Raw genomic sequence first — 23,383 nt, 5'->3', positions numbered from 1 at the left:
AAACGGCAGTCAGAACGTTTAGGTTTGTATTCGCCAAAACACACCCTAAACCTTCAAAACTGCCGTCACTATGAATGCTAACCTTTGCTCCCTGTTCTGGGAAGGCTTTATCGTCAATTCCTTCTCGCATCCTTCTGCCAACTCCTTGCTTATCCAGCTCCAGCCTGACGCTGCCGTCATGCCCTGTTGTCGGCGTTGTGAGCGGCGGGTGCCTGTTGTGCATGATGTTTCCTTCCGCCGAGTGCGTGAACGCCAGCTGCTCGATTGGGTCGTCTGGCTCAACGTCCCCGTCCGGCGCCTGTGTTGCCCCCATTGCGGGGTCACCACCGAAAAAATCAGCTGGTTGCCTGAACGCCAGAGATATACCACGACGCTATCCGTATGGGTTGAGTCATTGACCCGTTTACTGCCGATTAAGCACGTTGCACAACTCACCGGCCTGCACTGGCATACGGTCAAGAATATCGACTACCGGCGTCTGCTGCGGGAACGGACAGAGCCGCAGCGCCATACCCTCCGCCGTCTGGTGATGGATGAGTTCGCCCTGTTCAAAGGACATCGTTATGCCACCGTGGTGATGGATGCGGATACGCAACAGGTGTTGTGGGTGGGCGAAGGCCGCAGCAGAGCGGCCTTCCGCCCCTTCTTCGTCTGGCTGGGCGCTGAAGGCTGTGCCGCTATCCAGTCTGTCGCCATGGATATGAATACGGCGTTAGACCTGGAGGTCAGGCATCACTGCCCGCAGGCGGAAGTGGTCTATGACTTGTTCCATGTGGTGGCAAAGTATGGCCGGGAGGTTATCGACCGGGTCCGCGTCGACCAGGCCAATCAACTCCGTGATAACCCAAAATCGCGTCAGGTCATCAAACGCAGCCGCTGGCTGCTGCTGCGCAACCCCGAAAACCTGCCCGAAGGGCATGAGGTAAAGCTCACGGAGTTGCTGGAGGTGAATCAGCCGCTGAATGTGGTATGGCTGATGAAAACGACGCTGAAAGAACTGTGGTACGCCCCGAGTGAACAAGAGGCGCAGAGACGCTGGACAAGCTGGTACAGGCAGTCTCAGGAAAGCGGAATCAAGGCGTTGCAACACTTCGCCGAGAAACTGAAAGGGTATGCCGGTGGCATCATCGCGAGTGCCAGACACAGGTTGAATACCAGCGTGCTGGAAGGGATGAACAATAAGATAAAAGTGATGAAGCGGATGGCCTATGGATACCGGGATAACGCTTACTTCTTCCTGAAAATCAAAGCAGCGTTCCCCGGTAAAGCGCGATGAACCTTTTTTTTTACCCGTTGGCGGCGGTTTTGACGAGCTCGACCACCAGCGGCGATAGCTCGCCGCGCAGCGCGGCGCGTTCCGACTGGAACAGCGTAGCGACGTAAAAACGGTGAGCCGGCAGTTCGATGGCGCGCACGTCGCCTTCGCTGTCGTAGCCGCTGATGATCAGCGGGAAGCGTTGCAGATCGACGACGAATTCCGGATTGACGCCGAAGTTGCAGTGGTAGCCTTCATGGGTGTTCAGGCTGCCGTAGGCCCGTGCGACGCGGGTGTCAGGCTGGAAAACGATGTCGCCGGTTTTTTCCACCAGCGAGCAGCTAAGCGGAGCGATCACCAGCCGGCCACCGCTGTCGGTTTCCGCATGACCGGCGTCGTGCCAGCCCATCACGTTGCGGGCGTACTCGATGATGGCGTACTGAAAGCCGCCGCAGGAACCGAGGAACGGCACGTTGTTTTCCCGCGCGTGACGGATCGCCATAAAGGCGCCGTCGTCGTAACGATACGGACTGCCCGGCACCACCCAGATGGCATCGAAATCTTGCAGGATGTTGGGGGAGGTCAAGGTTTCGGTCGGTAGCCACTGGGGCTGCACGTCGATGTCGAGATGGGCGGCGGCGAGCCGGAGCGCCACGGGGATGGCCTGATGGGCCACGGCTTGCGGGTTGTAATCACCGACCAGAGCAATGCGAACCTGAGCTTTCATCATTTCCTTTCCTGTGCGGGTAAAAAAGGAGATTACAGGAAAGTAGAGTGTCGAGCCGCCGCTTTTTAAACGTGGCGCAAAAAAAAGCCCGGCGTCGGCCGGGCTGAAAAAAAAGAGGGTTAGTACAGCGAGGGCGCGCCGACCGGCCGAGTTTTGAAGCGGCGGTGCAGCCACATGTATTGCTCCGGTGCCCGCATGATCTCTTTCTCGATCACTTTGTTCATGTAAGCCGCCGCCGCCTGTTCGTCTCTGAGCGGGTAGTCTTCCAGGGCCGGCTGGATCAGCAGGTCGTAGCCGCGGCCGCGTTCGCGGCGGATCAGCACCACCGGCACCAGCGCCGGGTTGGCCATACGCGCCAGCATGAAGGTGCCGCTGGTGGTGGCGGCCTGATCGACGGCGAACAGCGGCGCGAATACGCTGCCGCGCGGGCCGTAGTCCTGATCCGGCGCGAACCACACCGCCTCGCCGCGCTTGAGTGCGTGCACCATGCCGCGCAGATCCTTGCGATCGATCATTGCCTTGTTGGAGCGCATGCGGCCCTTGGTCTGGGCCCACTCCATCGCTTTATTGTTGTGCGGGCGGTACATTGCCATCATCGGCTGGCACAGGCCCATAGCCCGGCCGCCCAGCTCCAGCGACATGAAGTGCACGCCGATCACCAGCACGCCGCGATCGTCGCGCTGCGCCATTTTGAGGTGGTTGATGCCGGAGACGTTGAACCAGCGCTTGACGCGTTTATCCGACCAGAACCAGGCCATGCCGGTTTCCAACAGGCCCATGCCGAGGGACTCGAAGTTGCCTACCACCTTACGCTCGCGCTGCGCTTCGTCCATCTCGGGGAAGCACAGCTCGAGGTTGCGACGGGTGATGGTGACGCGGCGCTTGAGAAAACGCATCGAGGTGCGTCCCATCCATACGCCAAGGCGGTTAAGCAGCGGGTAGGGGAGTTGCACCAGCAGGAACAACAAGGCCAGACCGAACCAGGTCAGCCAGTAGCGCGGGTGCAGCAAGGAAAGTTGAAATCTCTTTTGGCGTTTCATAGCAGCTCGTTTATGCGTTAGGGGGTAGCAACCTGTAGCGCATAAAGGATCCACTCGATAGCGATACGACTACTCAGACACCCGGGGAAGGCCAGGGTTTAGTCAGAATTCCATAATTGACTAAACATTTACATTCGAAGGGCGGTTTGCGCTGCTATCAGGCTTCGGAGGGATAGCTGTTGGCCAGCGGAGGCGGCTCTAGGAATGCATATGCTAGCACAGGGTACGGGGTGTGGCGGAAGAGGGGCATGCGAATATTCTCATTCGCGTTGCCCCTAAGTTGAAGATTGGCGCGTTTTATAGGCTGGGAATGATAATCGCGGCGAAGATTGCAGCGATCACCAGCCATTTCAGCAGGTAGTAACCGCGGCGGTTACGCGCTTTCAGACGCTGACCGGCATCGCGCACCGCGTTGACGTATTTGAAAATGCGGTTGATGCCGCCGGTGCGGTCCTGATCGTCGTTCGGCGAGCTGGCCGCCGACATCAGCGTTGAACCGACCCAGTGGTTGACCGCCTGCGCCCAGCGCCACTTCATCGGCCGTTCGACGTCGCAAAACAGAATGATGCGCGTCTGGTCGGTGGCGTTCTGCGCCCAGTGCACGTAGGTTTCGTCGAAGATCACCGCCTCGCCGTCGCGCCAGCTGTGGGGCTCGCCGTCCACTTCGATGAAGCAGCGATCGTCATTGGGGGTCATCAGCCCCAGGTGATAGCGCACCGAGCCGGCGTAAGGATCGCGGTGTTTACCCAAATGGCTGCCGGGCGGCAGCTCGGCGAACATCGCCGCCTTGACCGACGGGATGCGGTTGAGCAGCTCGACGGTTTTCGGGCACAGCGTCTGCGCCGAAGGGTGACTGTCGCTGTACCATTTCAGATAGAAACGCTTCCAGCCGCGTTTGAAGAAGGTGTTGAAGCCGGCATCGTTGTGCGACTGCGCTTTTTTGATGTGATCCTGCAGGCGCACCGCTTCTTCGCGGATCACCTGCCAGTTGTCGGTCAGCGTCTGCAGCTCCGGGAAGCCTTTTTCGTCGAAATAGGGCTGTTTGGCGGGCAAACGGGAGAAGCCGGTCATAAACATGTTGATCGGCCCCATAAAGGTGGAGTGATCGAACAGTTGGCGGGTAACCTTTTGTTTCTCTTTGCCGCGGGAGTGCGCGTAGAGGAAGCTGACGATGAAAATGCCGATAATGATCGCGGCAACCATAGAATCCATCCCTGCTAATGCTTGTTAAAAATTCATACAAATTATAGTTTTGTGACAGGAAAAATTTAACGTTTTCGTGCTTTTTGACCAAGATTCTCTCGAACGGCATAAAAGAATGAGAAATTTATTTTTAATAAAATTTTATGTCGATTTTTTTGGTTTTAGTCCTATTCTTAAATCGTTCAAGGGGCGTTTCATGCCATCTTGTTTCATGACGAATGGCACGTATCTGAGAAAAGAGGGACTTATGAAGAAATCAATCATTGCCTTGTCTGCACTGCTGCTCGCTTCCCCGGTGTTCGCCGCTGAGACCGCGACCGACACCGCCGCTCACGCCAGCAACGAGGTCGTTGCCGAAGCGCACAAAGGGGCGGATACCGCCAAAGAAAAGCTGCACCAGTCTCAGGACAAGGGTGAAGAGCTGAAGCTGAAAGCCAAGCACGCCGCCGAAGGCAAGAGCGACAGCGTCGGCAGCAAAGTGAGCGAGGGCTCGCAAAAGGCCTGGCACTCCACCAAACAGGGTACGGAGAAGGCTTGGGATAAGACCAAGCAAGGGGCGGAAAGTCTCAAGAACAAAGCGACCGAATAAGGTCTCCGCTTTACCCCAAGGGCCGCGCTGCGGCCTTTTTTATGGTTCATCGCGCTTTAGCGTGAACCAATAGAAAACGGCAGTCAGAACGTTTAGGTTTGTATTCGCCAAAACACACCCTAAACCTTCAAAACTGCCGTCACTATGAATGCTAACCTTTGCTCCCTGTTCTGGGAAGGCTTTGTCGTCAATTCCTTCTCGCATCCTTCTGCCAACTCCCTGCTTATCCAGCTCCAGCCTGACGCTGCCGTCATGCCCTGTTGTCGTCGTTGTGAGCGGCGGGTGCCTGTTGTGCATGATGTTTCCTTCCGCCGAGTGCGTGAACGCCAGCTGCTCGATTGGGTCGTCTGGCTCAACGTCCCCGTCCGGCGCCTGTGTTGCCCCCATTGCGGGGTCACCACCGAAAAAATCAGCTGGTTGCCTGAACGCCAGAGATATACCACGACGCTATCCGTATGGGTTGAGTCACTGGTCCGTTTACTGCCGATTAAGCACGTTGCACAACTCACCGGCCTGCACTGGCATACGGTCAAGAATATCGACTACCGGCGTCTGCTGCGGGAACGGACAGAGCCGCAGCGCCATACCCTCCGCCGTCTGGTGATGGATGAGTTCGCCCTGTTCAAAGGACATCGCTATGCCACCGTGGTGATGGATGCGGATACGCAACAGGTGTTGTGGGTGGGCGAAGGCCGCAGCAGAGCGGCCTTCCGCCCCTTCTTCGTCTGGCTGGGCGCTGAAGGCTGTGCCGCTATCCAGTCTGTCGCCATGGATATGAATACGGCGTTAGACCTGGAGGTCAGGCATCACTGCCCGCAGGCGGAAGTGGTCTATGACTTGTTCCATGTGGTGGCAAAGTATGGCCGGGAGGTTATCGACCGGGTCCGCGTCGACCAGGCCAATCAACTCCGTGATAACCCAAAATCGCGTCAGGTCATCAAACGCAGCCGCTGGCTGCTGCTGCGCAACCCCGAAAACCTGCCCGAAGGGCATGAGGTAAAGCTCACGGAGTTGCTGGAGGCGAATCAGCCGCTGAATGTGGTATGGCTGATGAAAACGACGCTGAAAGAACTGTGGTACGCCCCGAGTGAACAAGAGGCGCAGAGACGCTGGACAAGCTGGTACAGGCAGTCTCAGGAAAGCGGAATCAAGGCGTTGCAACACTTCGCCGAGAAACTGAAAGGGTATGCCGGTGGCATCATCGCGAGTGCCAGACACAGGTTGAATACCAGCGTGCTGGAAGGGATGAACAATAAGATAAAAGTGATGAAGCGGATGGCCTATGGATACCGGGATAACGCTTACTTCTTCCTGAAAATCAAAGCAGCGTTCCCCGGTAAAGCGCGATGAACCTTTTTTATTGCCCGCAAACCGGGTATGCCCCAAAAGAAAAAGGCGCCGCCTCTTGCAAGGTTGCGCCTTTTCAACACGTTAACTGACTAGTATCAGTTCATGCCGTATTTTTTCAGCTTCTTACGCAGCGTGCCGCGGTTGATGCCCATCATCAGGGCTGCGCGGGTCTGGTTGCCACGGGTGTATTGCATCACCATGTCCAACAGTGGCTGTTCAACTTCAGCCAGTACCAGCTCATACAGGTCATTTACGTCTTGACCGTTCAGTTGAGCAAAATAGTTCTTCAGTGCTTGTTTAACCGAGTCACGCAGAGGTTTTTGAGTCACCTGATCTTGTGAGTTAACGGTAGAAACGGTCAGTACGTCAGAATTTACGCGTTGTTCGAACATAGTTCTGTCAGCTCTTTTTTTACGCTAAGATTTTCGAAATATGCCTCCAACGCCTCCAGCTGTTCGCTGGCATCCTCTATGGCGTTGAATGTGCGCCGAAACTGGTCATTCGGAGCGTGTTCCTGGAGATACCAGGACACGTGCTTACGAGCAATCCGGAATCCCTTGCCTTGGCCATAGAAGCCGTGCAATTCCCGAATGTGCCCAATCAACAAGCGCTTCACCTCGCCAAGCGGCAGCGGCGGCAGCAGCTCTCCAGTGTCCAGATAATGCTGGATTTCCCGGAAGATCCAGGGTCTCCCCTGAGCAGCGCGGCCTATCATCAGGGCGTCGGCCCCGGTGTAGTCGAGCACTGCTCTGGCTTTATGCGGGTCAGTAATATCCCCATTCGCGATAATCGGAATGGAAACACTCTGCTTAACTGCCCGAATGCTGTCGTATTCCGCGTCGCCGTTAAACAGACAGGCGCGGGTTCGGCCGTGAATCGTCAGGGCCTGAATACCACAGTCTTCGGCCAGTTGGGCAATCTCTACACAGTTACGATGCTCTGGCGCCCAGCCGGTGCGAATCTTCAGCGTTACCGGCACATCCACCGCGTCAACCACCGCGTGGAGGATCCGTTTTACCAGATCCGGGTACTGCAACAAGGCGGACCCGGCAAGCTTCCGGTTCACTTTTTTGGCAGGGCATCCCATATTGATGTCGATGATCTGCGCGCCGCTGGCCACGTTGATACGCGCGGCGGCGGCCATATCATCAGGATCGCATCCGGCAATCTGCACGGAGCGGATCCCTGGTTCATCGCTATGCACCATACGCAGACGCGACTTATCCGTCCGCCACACCTCCGGGTTGGAGGAGAGCATTTCGGATACAGCCATCCCAGCACCCATTGCATGACAGAGGGTTCTGAACGGGCGATCTGTAATACCGGCCATCGGGGCCGCAATCAGGCAATTAGTAAGCTGGTGGTGTCCAATGCGCATAGACAAAGAGTGACCATACTGTGTCCGCAAGGGCGCGTATATTACGCATTTTTGCGCCGAGATGAAAGGCCAAACTTTAACCAATTGGCCCGATATTAGGACGAAAAATGCGCTACGCGGTGATTCATAAAAATATTATATATATTTTACAATAAGTTGACGAAAAGTGCTTATTTTGTGTGCGGCAAAATATTCGCCTTTGCGCAGAATATTATCTGCATTCACCCGCGTTTTTTGCCGAGATAGCCTGTCTGGAAGGCGCATTGTCAGGGCGATCCGTCGTTGAGCGGCGAAAAATTGCATAAAATTTTGTCTCGCCCGCAGGCCGATCGCCAGGCAAAAAAAATCCACCGGCGCAGGGCCGGTGGATGAGGGGGCAATAGACCGTGACGCTTACTTGCGGCGGCCGGTGATGCGACACCACTCTTCACGCTCGGCGACCGGGTCGAGCGTGAACTTCTCTTCGTAGGCTTGCGCAACGCTGCTGGCCTGGCTGGCCAGCACGCCGGACAGCCCCAGATGACCACCGGCCTTCGGCAGGCAACCGATCAGCGGCGCCAGCTCGCGCAGCGGGCCGGCGAGGATGTTGGCGACCACCACGTCAGCCAGCAGGTCTGCCGGCTGGTCTTTCGGCAGATACAGCTCCAGACGCTCTGAAACGCCGTTACGCTGCGCGTTGTCGCGGCTGGCCTGAATGGCCTGGGGATCGATATCGATGCCGATAGCGCGCGCTGCACCCAGCTTCAGGGCGGCGATTGCCAGGATGCCGGAACCGCAACCGAAGTCGATAACGGTTTTGCCGGCCAGATCGAGGCCGTCCAGCCACTGCAGGCACAGCGCCGTGGTCGGGTGGGTACCGGTGCCGAATGCCAGGCCCGGATCGAGCATCACGTTGACTGCGTCGGGATCCGGCACGTCACGCCAGCTCGGGCAGATCCACAAGCGCTCGCCGAAGCGCATCGGGTGGAAGTTGTCCATCCACTCGCGCTCCCAGTCCTTGTCTTCCAGCTGTTCTATCTTGTGACGGAAACCGGCGCCCAGCAGCGGGTGCTGTTCCAGCATCGCCACCACCTCGGCCATATCGGTTTCCGCGTCGTACAGACCGATCACGTCGGTATCGCCCCACAGCAGGGTTTCACCCGGCAAGGGTTCGAACACCGGGTTGTCGTGGGTGTCCTGGAAGGTCACCGACACGGCGCCGCTTTCCACCAGCGCGTCGCTCAGGTCTTCCGCCTGGCTGCCGGTGGTGTTCAGTTTGAGTTGGATCCAAGGCATAGCAATTCTCTTCAAGAGGGTAATGATGACGCCGCCCGGCGCTTTTCGCCGACGACGTTACCGAGATAAAACGCCAACAGGCTGAGCAACAGCGAAGGCACGATAGGGTGCAGCCCCGCCGGCTGCAGGTTGAAGCTGGCCAATAGCGTATAGCATACCGCACCCGACACCATTGAGCTAAGCGCTCCCTGAGCATTGGCGCGTTCCCAATACAGGCCCAGCACCAACGGCCACAGGAACACCGCCTCCAGCCCACCGAAAGCCAGCAGGTTGAGCCAGATGATCATCTCCGGCGGCCGCCAGGCCGCCAGCAGCACCAGCAGGCCAAGGATCAGCGTGGTCAGGCTGGAGAAGCGCTTGATCAACCGCTCGTTGTGGATCTGCTGCGGCCGCACGCCCAGGTAGAGATCCTTGATGATGGTGGCGGAGGATTGCAGCAGCTGGGCGTTGATGGTCGACATGATCGCCGCCATCGGCGCCGCCAAAAAGATCCCGGCGGCGTACGGCGGCAGCACGGTGATCATCAGCGTCGGGATCACCTGATCGGGGATCTTGAGATCCGGCAACACCGCGCGGCCGAGTGCGCCGGCCAGGTGCATGCCGAACATCAGCACCGCCACCACCACGGTGCCGAGCAGAATGCCGCGATGCACAGCCTTGCTGTCCTTGTAGGAAATACAGCGCACGGCGGTGTGCGGCAGGCCGATCACCCCGAAGCACACCAGGATCCAGAACGACGCCATAAACGGCAGGCTGAGGATCTGATCGCCGCCCTGCGGCGACACCAGCGCCGGATCGATCTGCTGCAGCTTGTGCACCGCGCTGTCCAGTCCGCCGGCGGCGTGGATCACCGCCACCAGCAGCAGTACGGTGCCGAGCAGCATCACCAGCCCCTGCATCGCGTCGTTCAGCACGCTGGCGCGGAAGCCGCCGAAGGCGGTGTACAGCGCGATGCTGATGCCGAAGATCAGCAGGCCGGTGTCGTAAGGAATGCCGGCGGCGGTCTCCAGCAGGCGGGCGCCGCCGATAAACTGCACCGTCATGGCGCCGAGAAACGCCACCAGCAGGCTGAGGCTGGCCAGCCACACCAGCAGGCGGCTTTGGTAGCGGCCATACAGCATGTCATTGAGGGTGATGGCGTTGTAGCGCCGCGCCAGGATGGCGAATTTCTTGCCCAGCACCCCGAGCGACAGCCACACCGCCGGCAGCTGAATCATCGCCAGCAGCACCCAGCCCAGGCCATATTTGTAGGCGGCGCCGGGGCCGCCGATAAACGAACTGGCGCTGATGTAGGTGGCGGTCAGGGTCATCGCCAGCACAAAGCCGCCCATCGAACGGTTGCCGAGGAAGTATTCGCTGAGAAAATTCCCGCTCTGGCGGCGGCTGTAGGCGTACACCGACAGGCCGAACACCAGCAGCAGGTAGGCGACCAGCGGCAGGATCACTTCAGTTTGCATCGCGGTCCTCCAGCGAAATGTCGTGGAACACCGTGCGCACCATCAGCCAGCACAGGCCGATGAACAGCAGCGGCACCAGCAGGCAGGCCATTTCGAACCAGTGCGGCAGGCCGGTGACGCCGATAGCGCTGTCCGGCAGGTAGGCCGCCAGCCCCCAGGTCAGCAGGTAGAGCAGCGTCAGCCCCAGCGCCCAACGCGCTTCGCGGTGCGCCTGGATAAAACGTTTGTCCATCCGTGTCTCCCATAGGTTTACGGTGATGGATTCATCAAAGGTAGGGAATTTTACGGCATGACGGCGTTTTGCCAAGCCGTTACTGGCGGCAACGCCAAAGAAAAAGGCCGGTGATTAACCGGCCTTTCGTCAGACGATGCTGCGTGGCTGCCTTAGGTTTCCTGCAGACCCAGCTTCTTCTCCAGATAGTGGATATTGGTGCCACCGTGCTGGAAGTTTTCGTCGTTCATGATCTTCTGCTGCAGCTCAACGTTGGTTTTGATGCCGTCGATGATCAGTTCAGCCAGGGCGTTCTTCATGCGGGCAATCGCCACGTCACGGTTTTCGCCGAAGGTGATCAGTTTGCCGATCATGGAGTCATAGTACGGCGGTACGGTATAACCGGCGTAGATATGAGATTCCCAACGCACGCCGAAACCGCCTGGCGCGTGGAAGCGGGTGATCTTGCCCGGGCTTGGCAGGAAGGTGTTCGGATCTTCGGCGTTGATACGGCATTCTACCGCGTGGCCGTGGATCTTCACTTCTTCCTGTTTGATCGACAGTGGTTGACCGGCAGCGATGCGCAGCTGCTCTTTGATCAGGTCCACGCCGGTGATCATTTCGGTAACCGGGTGCTCTACCTGAATACGGGTGTTCATTTCGATGAAATAGAACTCGCCGTTTTCATACAGGAACTCGAAGGTACCCGCACCGCGGTAGCCGATTTCCACGCAGGCTTTCGAGCAGCGCTCGCCGATGTAACGGCGCATTTCGCTGGTGATGCCCGGTGCCGGCGCTTCTTCGACCACTTTCTGGTGGCGGCGCTGCATGGAGCAGTCGCGCTCGGCCAGATAGATGGCGTTGCCCTGGCCGTCGGCCAATACCTGAATCTCGATGTGGCGCGGATTCTCCAGGTATTTTTCCATGTACACCATGTCGTTGTTGAAAGCCGCTTTGGCTTCCGCTTTCGTCATGTTGATGGACTGCTCAAGGTCTTTGTCGCTGCGCACGACGCGCATGCCGCGACCGCCGCCGCCGCCGGACGCCTTGATGATCACCGGATAACCGATGCGCTTGGCGAAGGCACGGTTTTTATCCATGTCGTCGGTCAGCGGGCCGTCTGAGCCAGGTACGCAAGGCACGCCGGCTTTCTTCATGGCGTTGATCGCGGAAACCTTGTCGCCCATCAGGCGGATGGTTTCGGCTTTCGGGCCGATGAAGATGAAGCCGGAGCGTTCAACCTGCTCGGCGAAGTCGGCGTTCTCGGACAGGAAGCCGTAGCCCGGGTGGATCGCCACGGCGCCGGTGATTTCCGCCGCCGAAATGATGGCCGGGATGTTCAGGTAGCTTTTTACCGATGGCGCAGGACCGATGCAGACGGTCTCGTCGGCCAGCAGCACGTGTTTCAGATCGCGGTCGGCCGCGGAGTGAACCGCAACGGTCTTGATGCCCAGTTCTTTACAGGCACGCAGGATGCGAAGCGCGATCTCGCCGCGGTTGGCGATAACAATTTTATCAAGCATGGGGGCGCCTCGTTATTCGATGACGACCAGCGGCTCGTCATATTCGACCGGCTGGCCGTTTTCCACCAGGATGGCCTTCACGACGCCGGACTTGTCCGCTTCGATCTGGTTCATCATTTTCATGGCTTCAACGATGCACAGGGTATCACCGGCGTTCACTTTCTGGCCCACTTCCACGAAGGCTTTCGCGTCCGGGCTTGGGGTGCGGTAGAAGGTGCCTACCATTGGCGAACGAACGACGTGGCCACTCATGGCCGCCGGTGCCGCCGGGGTTTCTGCCGCAGGTGCGGTAGCAACGGCGGCAGCCAGGGCCGGCTGCTGCTGTGCCGGCATCGCATAGGCCTGTTGCATGACAGGGTAAGCCTGCGCCGGTGCGGCACGGCTGATGCGAACCGATTCTTCGCCTTCAGAGATTTCCAGTTCAGAAATGCCTGATTCTTCAACCAGTTCGATCAGTTTCTTGATTTTACGAATATCCATGAGTGTGATTCCGTACTCTTTTTGTGGAGCAATTAGTGGGTTTTCGACAGACGGTTAACCGCTGCCTGTAAAGCGAAAGCGTAGCCATCCGCGCCGAGGCCGCAAATCACGCCTACCGCCACGTCTGAGAGATAGGAGTGATGGCGGAAAGGTTCGCGGGCGTGCACGTTGGACAGGTGGATCTCGATGAACGGGATCTGCACCGCCAGCAACGCATCGCGCAGCGCCACGCTGGTATGCGTGAACGCCGCCGGGTTTATCAGAATGAAATCGGTGTTGCCGCGCGCCTGATGAATGCGATCGATCAGCTGATGCTCGGCGTTGGATTGCAGATGGCTCAGGGTAATATCCAATGCGGATGCCTGGTTTTCCAATCCGTTAACAATCTCTGTCAGCGTCGTGCTGCCGTACTTCTCCGGCTCACGCGTCCCCAGCAGATTGAGATTGGGGCCGTTCAGAAGCAAAATGTGAAACTTATCCGCCATTGTGCTGGTATCTCCGGCAATAAAACCATCATCGTAGAAAATAACCCGATGTTATCGATTTGTCACCTGTTAAGGGGCCAATTCACCCTGAGAACAGAAACAAGGTCGGGCATTATAACGATATCGTAGCAATTCGCAGCTAAATACTGGTCTTATCAGCGAAGATATTCAACCCCAAATCGACGAACTCGGGGATCCGTGACAGGAATATGAGCGCTGGAACACAGAAAAAGTTCCGGCCGGCGGCGCGTGTTTTTCAACGACAATAACGCGCGCCGCCGCGTGATTCAGCGCCACCAGGCGCGGAATTTCTTGTAACGCAGGCCCAACAGCGCCACCGCCAGCAGCGCGTAGATGAACGGCTGGGGGGAAAACGTTTTGACCGACCACAGGTAGTGGATGGGGGCGAGGATCGCCGCCAGATAGACGAAGTTGTGCAACGTTTGCCATTTGGCGCCCAGTTTGCGCATCGCCCACAGCGTTGAGGTGGCCGCCAGCGCCAGCAGGATCAGCCAGGTAAGGATGCCGAGCGTCAGATAGGGTCGGTTCACCAGCTCGCTGCCCAGCAGGCCGAGGTTGCTCAGCCCCAGCTCCAGCGTGGAGTAGCTTATCAGGTGCAGCGTGCCCCAGGCAAAGCACCACAGCCCCACCAGACGGCGGCAGCGGATCAGCAGCGGCTGGCGGGCGTAGCGCGCCAGCGGGGCGATCATCAGCGTGGCCAGCAGCAGTTTCAGCGTCATCCTGCCGGTAAAATGTTGAATGTCCTTGGACGGATCGGCGCTGAACCAGCCCTGATCTACCGCCAGCACCAACCACAGAAAGGGCAAAAACGCCGCCAGATGCAGGGCGGCTTTCAGCCATTTGATATGAACAGGCGTCAGGCGCACTTAGAAATTCTCCCGCAGATCCATGCCGCGATACAGCGACGCCACCTGATCGGCATAGCCGTTGAACAGCAGCGTCGGTTGGCGTTTGACGTCGAGAATGCCGCCGGAGCCGATGAAGCGCTCGGTGGCCTGCGACCAGCGCGGATGATCGACGTGCGGGTTCACGTTGGCGTAAAAACCGTACTCGTTCGGCGCGGATTGGTTCCAGGTGGTCGGCGGCTGATCGCGCACCAAACGGATATGCACGATCGATTTGATGCCTTTGAAGCCGTATTTCCACGGTGTGATCAGCCGCAGCGGCGCGCCGTTTTGCGGCGGCAGGGTTTTGCCGTACACGCCGACGGTCAGCAACGCCAGCGGGTGCATCGCCTCGTCCAGCCGCAGCCCTTCGACGTAGGGGTACTTCAGGCCGCCACCGATAAAGCGATCTTTCTGGCCGGGCATCTGCTCCGGATCGTACAGCGTCTGGAAGGCCACGTAGCGCGCGTTGCTGTTCGGCTCGGCCAGCTTGAGAAGCTTGCCCAGTTCGAAGCCGATCCACGGCACCACCATCGACCAGGCCTCGACGCAGCGCATGCGGTAAATGCGCTGTTCCAGCGGGAAACGCTTCATCAGATCGTCGATATCCAGCGTTATCGGCTTCGCCACTTCGCCGTCGATGCGCACCTTCCAGCCTTCGGTTTTCAGCCCGCCGGCGTTGGCGGCCGGATCGGCTTTGTCGAGGCCGAATTCATAGAAGTTGTTGTAGCCGGTGACCTTGTCTTCCGGCGTCATTGCCAGCTGCGCCTGCCAGGCGGCCGGCTTGCTGAATTCCAGCGCTTTGCCCGGCGGCGCCTTGGGGCGATCGTTGCCTTTGAACCACGACAGCAGATCCGCCCGTGCGCCGGTAGGCAGCGCCAGCGTAGCGGCGGTGATGCCGAGCGCCTGCAGCACTTTGCGCCGCTGGTGGAACACGCTCTCCGGCGTGACGTCGGCCTCGGTCAATTTCGGGTGTTTGTTCATGCTTATGTTCTCCGCGACTGATTCCCGCCGCCTGCGAGCGGCTAACGGGTCCCCATGAAATAAGCATGGCGCTAAAGCCGGCCGGAAGCGAGGGGACGCGGAAAAATATGAAATTTCGCAGAAGCGGGTGAACCCCCGTTGCCGGGGGAGAAGGTCAGCGGATTTTCACCAGGGTGCGGCCGGTGATTTGGTTGTTCAGCAGCGCGGCGGCGGTGGCCGGTGCCTGCTCGAGGGTGATTTCATGCGTGGCCTGCTGATAGAAGCTGTCCGGCAGAATACCGGCCAGCCGTTCCCAGGCGGTTTGGCGGCGGTGCAGCGGCGTATGTACCGAATCCACGCCCTGCAGACGCACGTTACGCAGAATGAACGGCATCACGGTGGTCGGCAGCTGATAACCGCCCGCCAGGCCGCAGGCGGCGACGGTGCCGTTATAGTTCATCTGCGCCAGCACCCGCGCCAGCAGTTTGTCGCCGACGGTGTCCACCGCGCCGGCCCACAGCTGTTTCTCCAGCGGGCGCGGCGTGTCGATATAGCCATCGCGCGACATCACCTCTTTGGCGCCGAGCGCTTTCAGGTAGTCGGTATTGCTGTCGCGGCCGCTGATGGCGGTCACCCGATAGCCCAACGCCGCCAGCAGGGCGATGGCGGTGCTGCCCACGCCGCCGCTGGCGCCGGTAACCAGAATATCGCCGTCGTCCGGGTGCACGCCGCCTTCCTCCAGCGCCATCACGCACAGCATGGCGGTAAGGCCGGCGGTGCCGATGATCATCGCCTTGCGTTCATCCAGGCCGTTCGGCAGCGGTACCAGCCATTCGCCCGAGACGCGCGCCTGCTCGGCCAGGCCGCCCCAGTGATGTTCACCCACGCCCCAGCCGGTGAGCACCACGCTTTGCCCCTCTTTGAAGCGATCGTCGCGGCTGTGGCGCACGGTGCCGGCGAAGTCGATGCCCGGCACCATCGGGAAGTTGCGCACGATCTTGCCTTTGCCGGTGATCGCCAGCGCATCCTTATAATTTAGGCTGGACCAGTTGATATCGACGGTGACATCGCCTTCCGGCAACCGATCGCTGCCGATATCTTTGATTTGAGCCAGAGTTTGGTCGTCTTGTTGTTCCAATAACAGTGCACGCATGTCACTCTTCCTCTCGTTTACACTTTTCTATCAATGGCTGAATCACATTTATTTGACTATATGCATAATAAGCGGCCCAAGTCCTGATAAAGGACAAAAACGGCGCTTGCAGGTTTAATTCTTCAGCAAGGCTTGTTAGGGTTGGACGGCCCCTTTTAGCTAAAGGGTGAACACTCACTTAACCATAGCGGACAAGGCACAGGGATGCGATTTACCACCAAACTCTCTGCATTGATCACTCTGTTGGTCGCGCTGGCGATGTTTTTGATGCTGATGGGATGCTCATACAGCTTCTTTTACGTTACCCAGGATCGCCAGGAGCGTCGCTTTGATTCGCTGGTTACCTCGCTCGATCAGGCCATGTTGCACGAATCGCCGCGCGATCAGGAGAAATGGTTGCCGATCGTCATGCGCCCGCTCGGCATCGTGTCGATCCGCGTAGAGGCCGGCACCAGCCAGTTTCTCAACTATAAATTGCCGACGCTGAAAAAAGAGCCATGGGATGCGCTGAACGGCTATCGTCAGGTCTCGCGCCCCCTGTTGCAACATCCGGGCAGCACGCTGTACATCACTTACCTCGATCCCTTCGCCAGCGACGTGCGCACGTTGCAGTCCACCGCCGCCGTCACGCTGTCGATCGTCGTCATGGTGGTGGTTTTGCTGTTCAGCCTACGCTGGCTGCGTGAGCAGGCCGACGGTGAAGATCGCCTGGAACGCCGCGCGCGGCGCATTCTGAACGGCGAGCGTGAAAACGTCATGCAGGGTGACGTGCGTGAGTGGCCGGCCAACGTCAGCGGCGCGCTCGACCACCTACTGGCCGATCTGGCGGAAGCGCGGGAAGAGCGCAGCCGGGTCGATACGCTGATCCGCGCCTTCGCCGCGCAGGACGCCAAAACCGGGCTGAATAATCGCCTGTTCTTCGATAATCAATTGACCACTCAGCTGGAAGACGAAGGTTCGCACGGCATCGTGATGATGGTGCGGCTGCCCGATTTCGAGACCCTGCGCGACACGCACGGTAGCGTGGCGGTACAGGAGCTGATGTATTCGCTGGTCAACCTGCTGTCTACCTTCGTGATGCGTTACCCCTCGGCGCTGCTGGCGCGCTATTTCCACAGCGATTTTACCGTGCTGTTGCCGCATCGAACCCTGAAGGAGGCCGACGGCATCGCGTCACAGCTGGTCAACGCCATTGATGCCTTGCCTTCCACGGCGCTGATCGATCGTGAGGCCTTCCTGCACATCGGCATCGTGGCGTACCGCAGCGGGCAAACCACGGAGCAGGTGATCGATTACGCGGAGCAGGCGACGCGCCACGCGACGCTGCAGGGTGAGAACGGCTGGTATGTGTACGACAGCCAGGTGCCGGAAAAGGGGCGCGGCAGCGTCAAGTGGCGCACGTTGCTGGAACAGGTACTGGCGCGCGGCGGCCCGCGGCTGTATCAGAAACCGGCGGTGACCGTGGCAGGCGAGGTACACCATCTTGAGATCATGAGCCGGATTTATGACGGCTCCCAGGAGTTGCTGCCGGCGGAATATATGCCGCTGGTGCAGCAGCTGGGGTTGGCGGAGAGTTACGATCGCCAACAGGTGAGCCGCATCATCCCCTTGCTGGCGCAATGGCCTGAGGAAACGCTGGCGTTTCCTCTGTGCGTCGACTCGATTTTGCAGCGTTCTTTCCAGCGCTGGCTGCGCGATACGCTGTTACAGTGCGAAAAAAGTCAGCGTAGGCGAATTCTGATTGAACTTGCGGAGGCAGATGTGTGTCAACATATCGACCGTTTGCGTCCGGTGCTGAAGTTGCTGTCAGGGCTGGGCTGCCGCCTCGCGGTGTCCAAAGCGGGTTTAACCGTGGTCAGTACGTCCTATATCAAGTCGTTGCAGGTGGAGATCGTCAAGCTCCACCCGGGGCTGGTGCGGAGTATCGATAAGCGGGACGAAAATCAGCTGTTCGTGCAGAGCCTGACGGGCGCCTGCGCGGGCACGCACGCGCAGGTGTTCGCCGCCAGCGTACGCACGCGCAACGAGTGGCAGACGCTGAAAGAGCGTGGTATCCACGGCGGGCAGGGCGACTTTTTCGCATCGCCGGAACCGATCGACGTGGGGCGTAAAAAATATTCACGTCGTTATCGTGTTTAAGCTGATTGCCGGACAAAAATTGACGTAGAATGAGCGCCGGATCCATCTGGGCCATGTCACCCGTCATTTTGGAGTTTTCTCCAATCTGCCTGCGACAACGACGCCTATTTGAGATAGGCTCTTGTCAGCTTTTATCTGGTTGACGTTGGTAGGTGCTTACCATCGGCGGCAATCAGGGAATATGTTAGATTTTATGAGCTGTGTTACGCCGTTTCGTGCGTTGACAGGGTGGTAAACTGAGCCTTTGTTCAGGGAATTCAGGCCTCATCCAATTTCCGTGCATTCGAGCAGAAACAATACAGACTATTTTTCACCGAAGTAGAACGTTTTTGCGCCTTGTCGCTGCTTCGTGTGGTTGGTAAAGTAGGCGGATTTTATTTTCCGCCCCCAGCTTGCAGGATTATCCTTTCGTTATGTTTAAGAAATTTCGTGGCATGTTTTCCAACGACTTGTCCATCGACTTGGGTACCGCCAATACCCTGATTTATGTTAAAGGGCAAGGCATCGTACTGAATGAACCTTCGGTGGTTGCCATTCGCCAGGATCGTGCCGGCTCCCCAAAGAGCGTAGCGGCCGTCGGTCATGACGCCAAACAGATGCTGGGCCGCACCCCCGGCAACATCGCGGCTATTCGCCCGATGAAAGACGGCGTGATCGCCGACTTCTTCGTGACCGAAAAAATGCTGCAGCACTTTATCAAACAGGTTCACAGCAACAGCTTCATGCGCCCAAGCCCGCGCGTGCTGGTCTGTGTACCGGTCGGCGCAACCCAGGTTGAACGCCGCGCTATCCGCGAGTCCGCCCAAGGGGCCGGCGCGCGTGAAGTGTTCCTGATTGAAGAGCCGATGGCGGCGGCGATCGGCGCAGGTCTGCCGGTTTCCGAGGCGACCGGTTCCATGGTGGTGGATATCGGTGGCGGTACCACTGAAGTGGCGGTGATCTCGCTGAACGGCGTGGTGTACTCCTCTTCCGTGCGCATCGGCGGCGACCGCTTCGATGAAGCCATCATCAATTATGTGCGCCGTAACTACGGCTCGCTGATCGGCGAAGCGACCGCCGAGCGCATCAAGCACGAAATCGGTTCTGCCTATCCGGGCGACGAAGTGCGCGAAATCGAAGTCCGCGGCCGTAACCTGGCCGAAGGCGTACCGCGCGGCTTTACCCTGAACTCCAATGAAATCCTCGAAGCCCTGCAAGAGCCGCTGACCGGCATCGTCAGCGCGGTGATGGTTGCGCTGGAGCAGTGCCCGCCAGAATTGGCCTCCGACATTTCCGAACGTGGCATGGTCTTGACCGGCGGCGGCGCGCTGCTGCGTAACCTCGATCGCCTGCTGATGGAAGAAACCGGCATTCCGGTCGTGGTGGCGGAAGATCCGTTGACCTGCGTAGCGCGCGGCGGCGGCAAGGCGTTGGAAATGATCGACATGCACGGCGGCGATTTGTTCAGCGAAGAATAGTCAGCCCCTGGAAGGAGGAATCGTATCGGATGAATGCGCACAGCGAAAATCGGGTACGGTTCCTCTTTCTGTTGTCGAGGAACTCGCATAATTTATGAAGCCGATTTTTAGCAGGGGGCCTTCCCTGCAACTGCGACTTTTTTTGGCGGTGATCGCGGCCATTGGCCTGATCGTTGCCGACAGCCGGCTCGGCACGTTCGTGAAGATACGCAACTACATGGACACCGCAGTCAGCCCTTTCTATTTTCTGGCCAACGGGCCGCGTAAAGTTTTGGACAGCGTGTCAGAAACGCTGGCCACCCGCCAACAGCTGGAGCTGGAAAACCGAGCTCTGCGGCAGGAACTGCTGCTGAAAAACAGCGATATTCTTCTTCTTGGCCAATTCAAGCAGGAAAACGCCCGCTTGCGCGAGCTGCTGGGTTCTCCGCTGCGCCAGGACGAACATAAGATGGTGACCCAGGTGATCTCCACCGGTTCCGATCCGTATAGCGATCAGGTGGTGATCGACAAAGGGTCGGACAACGGCGTCTATGAAGGCCAGCCGGTGATCAGCGACAAGGGCGTGGTCGGCCAGGTGGTGGCGGTGGCGAAAGTCACCAGCCGCGTGCTGCTGATCTGCGATGCCTCGCACGCGCTGCCGATCCAGGTGCTGCGCAACGATATTCGGGTGATTGCCGCAGGCAGCGGCTGCGCCGACGATCTGCAGCTGGAGCACCTGCCGAACAACACCGATATCCGCGTTGGCGACGTGCTGGTGACCTCCGGCCTCGGCGGCCGCTTCCCGGAAGGCTATCCGGTGGCGGTGGTCTCCTCGGTCAAGGTCGACAACCAGCGCGCTTACACCGTGATTCAGGCGCGGCCGACCGCCGGTCTGCAGCGCTTGCGCTACCTGCTGCTGCTGTGGGGCGCCGATCGCAACGGCGACATGCCGCTGCCGCCGGACGAAGTGCACCGCGTGGCCAATGAACGCCTGATGCAGATGATGCCGCAGGTGCTGCCGCCTGCCGGTTCGGTCGGGCCGCAGCTGCCGGCACCGGCTACCGGCGTGGCGCCGCAAACCGCGGCTCCGGCGTCTGCCCAGTCTCAAGCTCAGCCTGCTGCGGCGGGAGTGGTGCAATGAACAGCTACCGCAGCCACGGGCGCTGGATAATCTGGCTGTCGTTCCTGGTGGCGTTGGTGCTGCAAATCATGCCGTGGCCGGAGCAAATCTACATGTTCCGGCCTTCCTGGCTGGTGTTGATCCTGATCTACTGGGTGATGGCCTTGCCGCACCGGGTCAACGTCGGCACCGGCTTCGTGCTGGGGCTGATCATGGATCTGATCCTCGGCTCCACGCTGGGCGTGCGCGCGCTGGCGCTGGGCATCATCGCCTACCTGGTGGCGTTCAAATTCCAACTGTTCCGCAATATGGCGCTGTGGCAACAGGCGCTGATCGTCGTGCTGCTGTCGCTGTCGATGGACGTGGTCGTGTTCTGGGCTGAGTTTTTAGTGATCAACGTCTCTTTCCGCCCAGAGGTGTTCTGGAGTAGTGTGGTAAACGGCATTTTGTGGCCGTGGTTGTTCCTGTTGATGCGCAAAATCCGCCGTCAGTTCGCCGTACAGTAAGGGTATCTCAATGACTTCGCTTTATCTGGCCTCCGGCTCCCCACGTCGACGTGAACTGCTGACCCTGCTGGGCGTATCGTTCGACATTCTGCTGACGCATACCGAAGAGCAGCGCCGGGAAGGCGAAGCCGCCGAAGCCTACGTGCGCCGTTTGGCGCAGGACAAGGCCAAAGCGGGTGTAGCGTTGGCGCAGGAGGATCGGCCGGTGCTGGGCGCCGACACCATCGTGGTGCTCAACGGCCGGGTGCTGGAGAAGCCGCACGACGAAGCCCATGCGGCGGACATGCTGGCGGCTCTGTCGGGCAAACAGCATCAGGTGATGACGGCGGTGGCGATCGCCGATCGCCACGACGTGCGCTGCCAGCTGGTGGTGACCGACGTGACGTTCCGCAGCCTGTCACAACAGGATATCCGCGACTATATTGCTACGGGCGAACCGATGGATAAGGCGGGCGCCTATGGAATTCAGGGAAAGGGTGGTTGTTTCGTCAGAACGATAACCGGGAGTTATCACGCGGTGGTCGGTCTGCCGCTGGTCGAAACACATGAGCTGCTCAGTAATTTTGTCGCATTACGTGATGTAAGAACCGGTTGATGGGCGCTGCCATTATCGACCGGCTCTGAGGAGAAGGCATGACAGCTGAGCTACTGGTTAATATCACACCGTCTGAAACGCGGGTCGCCTATATCGATGGCGGCATTCTGCAAGAGATTCATATCGAACGCGAATCCAAACGCGGCATCGTCGGCAATATCTATAAAGGGCGCGTCAGCCGCGTCCTGCCGGGCATGCAGGCGGCATTCGTCGACATCGGCCTGGACAAGGCCGCCTTCCTGCACGCCTCCGACATCATGCCGCATACCGAATGCGTCGCCGGCGACGAGCGGAAAAACTTCCACGTGCGCGACATCGCCGAGCTGGTGCGCCAGGGGCAAGACCTGATGGTGCAGGTGGTGAAAGATCCGCTCGGTACCAAGGGCGCGCGCCTGACCACCGACATCACGCTGCCTTCGCGCTATCTGGTCTTCATGCCGGGCGCGGCACACGTCGGCGTTTCGCAGCGTATCGACAGCGAAGCCGAGCGCGAGCGCCTGAAATCCATCGTTGCGCCGCACTGCGACGAGCTGGGCGGTTTTATCATCCGCACCGCGGCGGAAGGCATCGGCGAGGAAGAGCTGGCGCAGGACGCCGCGTTCCTTAAACGCCTGTGGACCAAGGTAATGGAGCGCAAGAAGCGCAACCAGACCAAATACAAGCTGTACGGCGAGCTGGCGTTGGCGCAGCGCATCTTGCGCGATTTCGCCGGCGCGGCGCTGGATCGCATCCGCGTCGATTCGCGGCTGACGCACGATCTGCTGGTGGAGTTTACCGGTGAGTACATTCCGGACATTACCAACAAGCTCGAACTCTATACCGGCAGCCAGCCGATTTTCGATCTGTACGATGTGGAAAACGAGATCCAGCGTGCGCTGGAACGCAAGGTGGAGCTGAAGTCCGGCGGCTATCTGATCATCGATCAGACCGAGGCGATGACCACGGTCGACATCAACACCGGCGCCTTCGTCGGCCACCGCAACCTCGACGAAACCATCTTCAATACCAACATCGAGGCGACGCAGGCCATCGCGCGCCAGCTGCGGCTGCGTAACCTGGGCGGCATCATCATCATCGACTTTATCGATATGAACAACGAAGAGCATCGCCGCCGGGTGCTGCACTCGCTGGAGCAGGCGTTGAGTAAAGATCGGGTAAAAACCACGATCAACGGCTTCTCTCAGCTAGGCTTAGTTGAAATGACGCGTAAACGAACGCGTGAAAGCATTGAACATGTGCTCTGTCACGATTGTCCTACTTGCAATGGGCGCGGCACCGTGAAAACGGTGGAAACCGTGTGCTACGAGATCCTGCGCGAGATTGTGCGCGTGCACCATGCTTACGATTCCGATCGCTTCCTGGTGTACGCTTCGGCGGCGGTCGGCGAAGCGCTGAAGAGCGAAGAGTCGCATGCGTTGGCCGAAGTGGAGATCTTCGTCGGCAAACAGGTGAAGGTGCAGATCGAACCGTTGTACAGCCAGGAGCAGTTCGACGTCGTCATGATGTAGCCCGCCCGACATCGTAAGGGCCCGGATGCCGGGCCCGTCAGTGCATAGATATTCCCGTTGCCAGGCAGCGGAGCAAGGAGAACTG

At 59.0% G+C, this 23,383-nt stretch carries 23 protein-coding genes; 9 read left to right on the top strand and 14 right to left on the bottom strand.

Annotated elements, in window-relative coordinates; genetic code table 11:
* Nucleotides 1–70 precede the first annotated feature (70 nt).
* Nucleotides 71–1,276 carry an ISL3 family transposase gene (locus C3F38_RS25115; RefSeq protein WP_104456930.1) on the top strand — a complete coding sequence of 402 codons (1,206 nt, stop codon included), beginning with the start codon at nt 71–73 and terminating at the stop codon, nt 1,274–1,276.
* Between the two features lie 10 nt (nt 1,277–1,286).
* On the opposite strand, the gene C3F38_RS25110 is transcribed toward C3F38_RS25115, so the two are convergent.
* From C3F38_RS25110 to lpxO, 3 genes are all read right to left on the bottom strand, one after another.
* Entirely contained in the window at nt 1,287–1,982 is a 696-nt protein-coding gene (locus tag C3F38_RS25110) for a CTP synthase (protein WP_055313800.1), read from the bottom strand.
* A 119-nt stretch (nt 1,983–2,101) separates the two neighbouring features.
* Nucleotides 2,102–3,022, bottom strand: coding sequence for a kdo(2)-lipid IV(A) palmitoleoyltransferase (gene lpxP / locus C3F38_RS25105; protein WP_038879756.1), 921 nt, complete (start codon nt 3,020–3,022; stop codon nt 2,102–2,104).
* 297 nt (nt 3,023–3,319) lie between these two features.
* Nucleotides 3,320–4,225, bottom strand: coding sequence for a lipid A hydroxylase LpxO (gene lpxO / locus C3F38_RS25100; RefSeq protein ID WP_038879755.1), 906 nt, complete (start codon nt 4,223–4,225; stop codon nt 3,320–3,322).
* A gap of 247 nt (nt 4,226–4,472) precedes the next feature.
* Between lpxO and C3F38_RS25095 the strand changes: the two genes are divergently transcribed.
* Nucleotides 4,473–4,814 carry a hypothetical protein gene (locus C3F38_RS25095; RefSeq protein WP_016930249.1) on the top strand — a complete coding sequence of 114 codons (342 nt, stop codon included), beginning with the start codon at nt 4,473–4,475 and terminating at the stop codon, nt 4,812–4,814.
* 144 nt (nt 4,815–4,958) lie between these two features.
* The gene (locus tag C3F38_RS25090; RefSeq protein WP_104456929.1) at nt 4,959–6,164 is read left to right on the top strand and encodes an ISL3 family transposase; all 1,206 of its coding nucleotides are present in this window, start codon (nt 4,959–4,961) and stop codon (nt 6,162–6,164) included.
* A 95-nt stretch (nt 6,165–6,259) separates the two neighbouring features.
* On the opposite strand, the gene fis is transcribed toward C3F38_RS25090, so the two are convergent.
* From fis to C3F38_RS25035, 11 genes are all read right to left on the bottom strand, one after another.
* Nucleotides 6,260–6,556: a DNA-binding transcriptional regulator Fis gene (fis, locus tag C3F38_RS25085; protein ID WP_000462905.1), complete on the bottom strand. Its 297-nt coding sequence runs from the start codon at nt 6,554–6,556 to the stop codon at nt 6,260–6,262.
* A complete protein-coding gene (gene dusB, locus C3F38_RS25080; RefSeq protein ID WP_004936856.1) occupies nt 6,538–7,542 on the bottom strand; it encodes a tRNA dihydrouridine synthase DusB in 1,005 nt (334 codons plus the stop codon). The genes fis and dusB overlap by 19 nt, the downstream gene beginning before the upstream one ends.
* Nucleotides 7,543–7,935: 393 nt before the next feature.
* Entirely contained in the window at nt 7,936–8,817 is an 882-nt protein-coding gene (gene prmA, locus C3F38_RS25075; RefSeq protein ID WP_033636181.1) for a 50S ribosomal protein L11 methyltransferase, read from the bottom strand.
* 11 nt (nt 8,818–8,828) lie between these two features.
* Nucleotides 8,829–10,274, bottom strand: coding sequence for a sodium/pantothenate symporter (gene panF, locus C3F38_RS25070; protein WP_038879752.1), 1,446 nt, complete (start codon nt 10,272–10,274; stop codon nt 8,829–8,831).
* Nucleotides 10,264–10,506, bottom strand: a complete 243-nt coding sequence (locus tag C3F38_RS25065; RefSeq protein WP_038879749.1) for a YhdT family protein — start codon at nt 10,504–10,506, stop codon at nt 10,264–10,266. The genes panF and C3F38_RS25065 overlap by 11 nt, the downstream gene beginning before the upstream one ends.
* Before the next feature lie 152 nt (nt 10,507–10,658).
* Entirely contained in the window at nt 10,659–12,008 is a 1,350-nt protein-coding gene (gene accC, locus C3F38_RS25060) for an acetyl-CoA carboxylase biotin carboxylase subunit (protein ID WP_004936886.1), read from the bottom strand.
* Between the two features lie 12 nt (nt 12,009–12,020).
* Nucleotides 12,021–12,488, bottom strand: a complete 468-nt coding sequence (accB, locus tag C3F38_RS25055; protein ID WP_038879746.1) for an acetyl-CoA carboxylase biotin carboxyl carrier protein — start codon at nt 12,486–12,488, stop codon at nt 12,021–12,023.
* A 32-nt stretch (nt 12,489–12,520) separates the two neighbouring features.
* Complete coding sequence (gene aroQ / locus C3F38_RS25050) at nt 12,521–12,973, bottom strand: type II 3-dehydroquinate dehydratase (protein ID WP_004936891.1); 453 nt, start codon at nt 12,971–12,973, stop codon at nt 12,521–12,523.
* A gap of 287 nt (nt 12,974–13,260) precedes the next feature.
* The gene (gene msrQ / locus C3F38_RS25045; RefSeq protein WP_004936895.1) at nt 13,261–13,860 is read right to left on the bottom strand and encodes a protein-methionine-sulfoxide reductase heme-binding subunit MsrQ; all 600 of its coding nucleotides are present in this window, start codon (nt 13,858–13,860) and stop codon (nt 13,261–13,263) included.
* Entirely contained in the window at nt 13,861–14,862 is a 1,002-nt protein-coding gene (gene msrP / locus C3F38_RS25040; protein ID WP_047729767.1) for a protein-methionine-sulfoxide reductase catalytic subunit MsrP, read from the bottom strand.
* 154 nt (nt 14,863–15,016) lie between these two features.
* Nucleotides 15,017–15,994 (bottom strand): MDR family oxidoreductase, encoded by a 978-nt coding sequence (locus tag C3F38_RS25035; protein WP_038879739.1) that lies wholly within the window; start codon nt 15,992–15,994, stop codon nt 15,017–15,019.
* 204 nt (nt 15,995–16,198) lie between these two features.
* On the opposite strand from C3F38_RS25035, the gene csrD reads away from it, so the two are divergent.
* From csrD to rng, 6 genes are all read left to right on the top strand, one after another.
* On the top strand, nt 16,199–18,133 hold the full coding sequence (csrD, locus tag C3F38_RS25030) for an RNase E specificity factor CsrD (protein ID WP_038879736.1): 1,935 nt from the start codon (nt 16,199–16,201) through the stop codon (nt 18,131–18,133).
* 413 nt (nt 18,134–18,546) lie between these two features.
* Nucleotides 18,547–19,590 carry a rod shape-determining protein MreB gene (gene mreB / locus C3F38_RS25025; protein WP_003855260.1) on the top strand — a complete coding sequence of 348 codons (1,044 nt, stop codon included), beginning with the start codon at nt 18,547–18,549 and terminating at the stop codon, nt 19,588–19,590.
* 94 nt (nt 19,591–19,684) lie between these two features.
* Nucleotides 19,685–20,710 carry a rod shape-determining protein MreC gene (gene mreC, locus C3F38_RS25020; RefSeq protein WP_038879731.1) on the top strand — a complete coding sequence of 342 codons (1,026 nt, stop codon included), beginning with the start codon at nt 19,685–19,687 and terminating at the stop codon, nt 20,708–20,710.
* Nucleotides 20,707–21,195, top strand: a complete 489-nt coding sequence (mreD, locus tag C3F38_RS25015) for a rod shape-determining protein MreD (protein ID WP_004936918.1) — start codon at nt 20,707–20,709, stop codon at nt 21,193–21,195. The genes mreC and mreD overlap by 4 nt, the downstream gene beginning before the upstream one ends.
* A 10-nt stretch (nt 21,196–21,205) precedes the next feature.
* Nucleotides 21,206–21,790: a nucleoside triphosphate pyrophosphatase gene (locus tag C3F38_RS25010; RefSeq protein WP_038879727.1), complete on the top strand. Its 585-nt coding sequence runs from the start codon at nt 21,206–21,208 to the stop codon at nt 21,788–21,790.
* A 38-nt stretch (nt 21,791–21,828) separates the two neighbouring features.
* A complete protein-coding gene (gene rng, locus C3F38_RS25005) occupies nt 21,829–23,298 on the top strand; it encodes a ribonuclease G (RefSeq protein WP_025304418.1) in 1,470 nt (489 codons plus the stop codon).
* Nucleotides 23,299–23,383 lie beyond the last annotated feature (85 nt).

The organism is Serratia sp. SSNIH1 (assembly GCF_002935055.1).
GTDB classification, from domain to species: Bacteria; Pseudomonadota; Gammaproteobacteria; order Enterobacterales; family Enterobacteriaceae; genus Serratia; species Serratia nevei.
This window is presented reverse-complemented; position numbering and strand designations above follow the sequence as displayed.

Excerpts from the sequence above, each read along its gene's own strand:
- lpxO (WP_038879755.1), bottom strand. The coding sequence starts at position 4,225 with ATGGTTGCCGCGATCATTATCGGCATTTTCATCGTCAGCTTCCTCTAC.
- lpxP (WP_038879756.1), bottom strand. The coding sequence starts at position 3,022 with ATGAAACGCCAAAAGAGATTTCAACTTTCCTTGCTGCACCCGCGCTAC.
- accC (WP_004936886.1), bottom strand. The coding sequence starts at position 12,008 with ATGCTTGATAAAATTGTTATCGCCAACCGCGGCGAGATCGCGCTTCGC.
- fis (WP_000462905.1), bottom strand. The coding sequence starts at position 6,556 with ATGTTCGAACAACGCGTAAATTCTGACGTACTGACCGTTTCTACCGTT.
- mreD (WP_004936918.1), top strand. The coding sequence starts at position 20,707 with ATGAACAGCTACCGCAGCCACGGGCGCTGGATAATCTGGCTGTCGTTC.
- csrD (WP_038879736.1), top strand. The coding sequence starts at position 16,199 with ATGCGATTTACCACCAAACTCTCTGCATTGATCACTCTGTTGGTCGCG.
- mreB (WP_003855260.1), top strand. The coding sequence starts at position 18,547 with ATGTTTAAGAAATTTCGTGGCATGTTTTCCAACGACTTGTCCATCGAC.
- C3F38_RS25090 (WP_104456929.1), top strand. The coding sequence starts at position 4,959 with ATGAATGCTAACCTTTGCTCCCTGTTCTGGGAAGGCTTTGTCGTCAAT.
- mreC (WP_038879731.1), top strand. The coding sequence starts at position 19,685 with ATGAAGCCGATTTTTAGCAGGGGGCCTTCCCTGCAACTGCGACTTTTT.
- rng (WP_025304418.1), top strand. The coding sequence starts at position 21,829 with ATGACAGCTGAGCTACTGGTTAATATCACACCGTCTGAAACGCGGGTC.
- msrP (WP_047729767.1), bottom strand. The coding sequence starts at position 14,862 with ATGAACAAACACCCGAAATTGACCGAGGCCGACGTCACGCCGGAGAGC.
- dusB (WP_004936856.1), bottom strand. The coding sequence starts at position 7,542 with ATGCGCATTGGACACCACCAGCTTACTAATTGCCTGATTGCGGCCCCG.
- C3F38_RS25115 (WP_104456930.1), top strand. The coding sequence starts at position 71 with ATGAATGCTAACCTTTGCTCCCTGTTCTGGGAAGGCTTTATCGTCAAT.
- C3F38_RS25065 (WP_038879749.1), bottom strand. The coding sequence starts at position 10,506 with ATGGACAAACGTTTTATCCAGGCGCACCGCGAAGCGCGTTGGGCGCTG.
- C3F38_RS25010 (WP_038879727.1), top strand. The coding sequence starts at position 21,206 with ATGACTTCGCTTTATCTGGCCTCCGGCTCCCCACGTCGACGTGAACTG.
- C3F38_RS25095 (WP_016930249.1), top strand. The coding sequence starts at position 4,473 with ATGAAGAAATCAATCATTGCCTTGTCTGCACTGCTGCTCGCTTCCCCG.
- accB (WP_038879746.1), bottom strand. The coding sequence starts at position 12,488 with ATGGATATTCGTAAAATCAAGAAACTGATCGAACTGGTTGAAGAATCA.
- C3F38_RS25110 (WP_055313800.1), bottom strand. The coding sequence starts at position 1,982 with ATGAAAGCTCAGGTTCGCATTGCTCTGGTCGGTGATTACAACCCGCAA.
- C3F38_RS25035 (WP_038879739.1), bottom strand. The coding sequence starts at position 15,994 with ATGCGTGCACTGTTATTGGAACAACAAGACGACCAAACTCTGGCTCAA.
- panF (WP_038879752.1), bottom strand. The coding sequence starts at position 10,274 with ATGCAAACTGAAGTGATCCTGCCGCTGGTCGCCTACCTGCTGCTGGTG.
- aroQ (WP_004936891.1), bottom strand. The coding sequence starts at position 12,973 with ATGGCGGATAAGTTTCACATTTTGCTTCTGAACGGCCCCAATCTCAAT.
- prmA (WP_033636181.1), bottom strand. The coding sequence starts at position 8,817 with ATGCCTTGGATCCAACTCAAACTGAACACCACCGGCAGCCAGGCGGAA.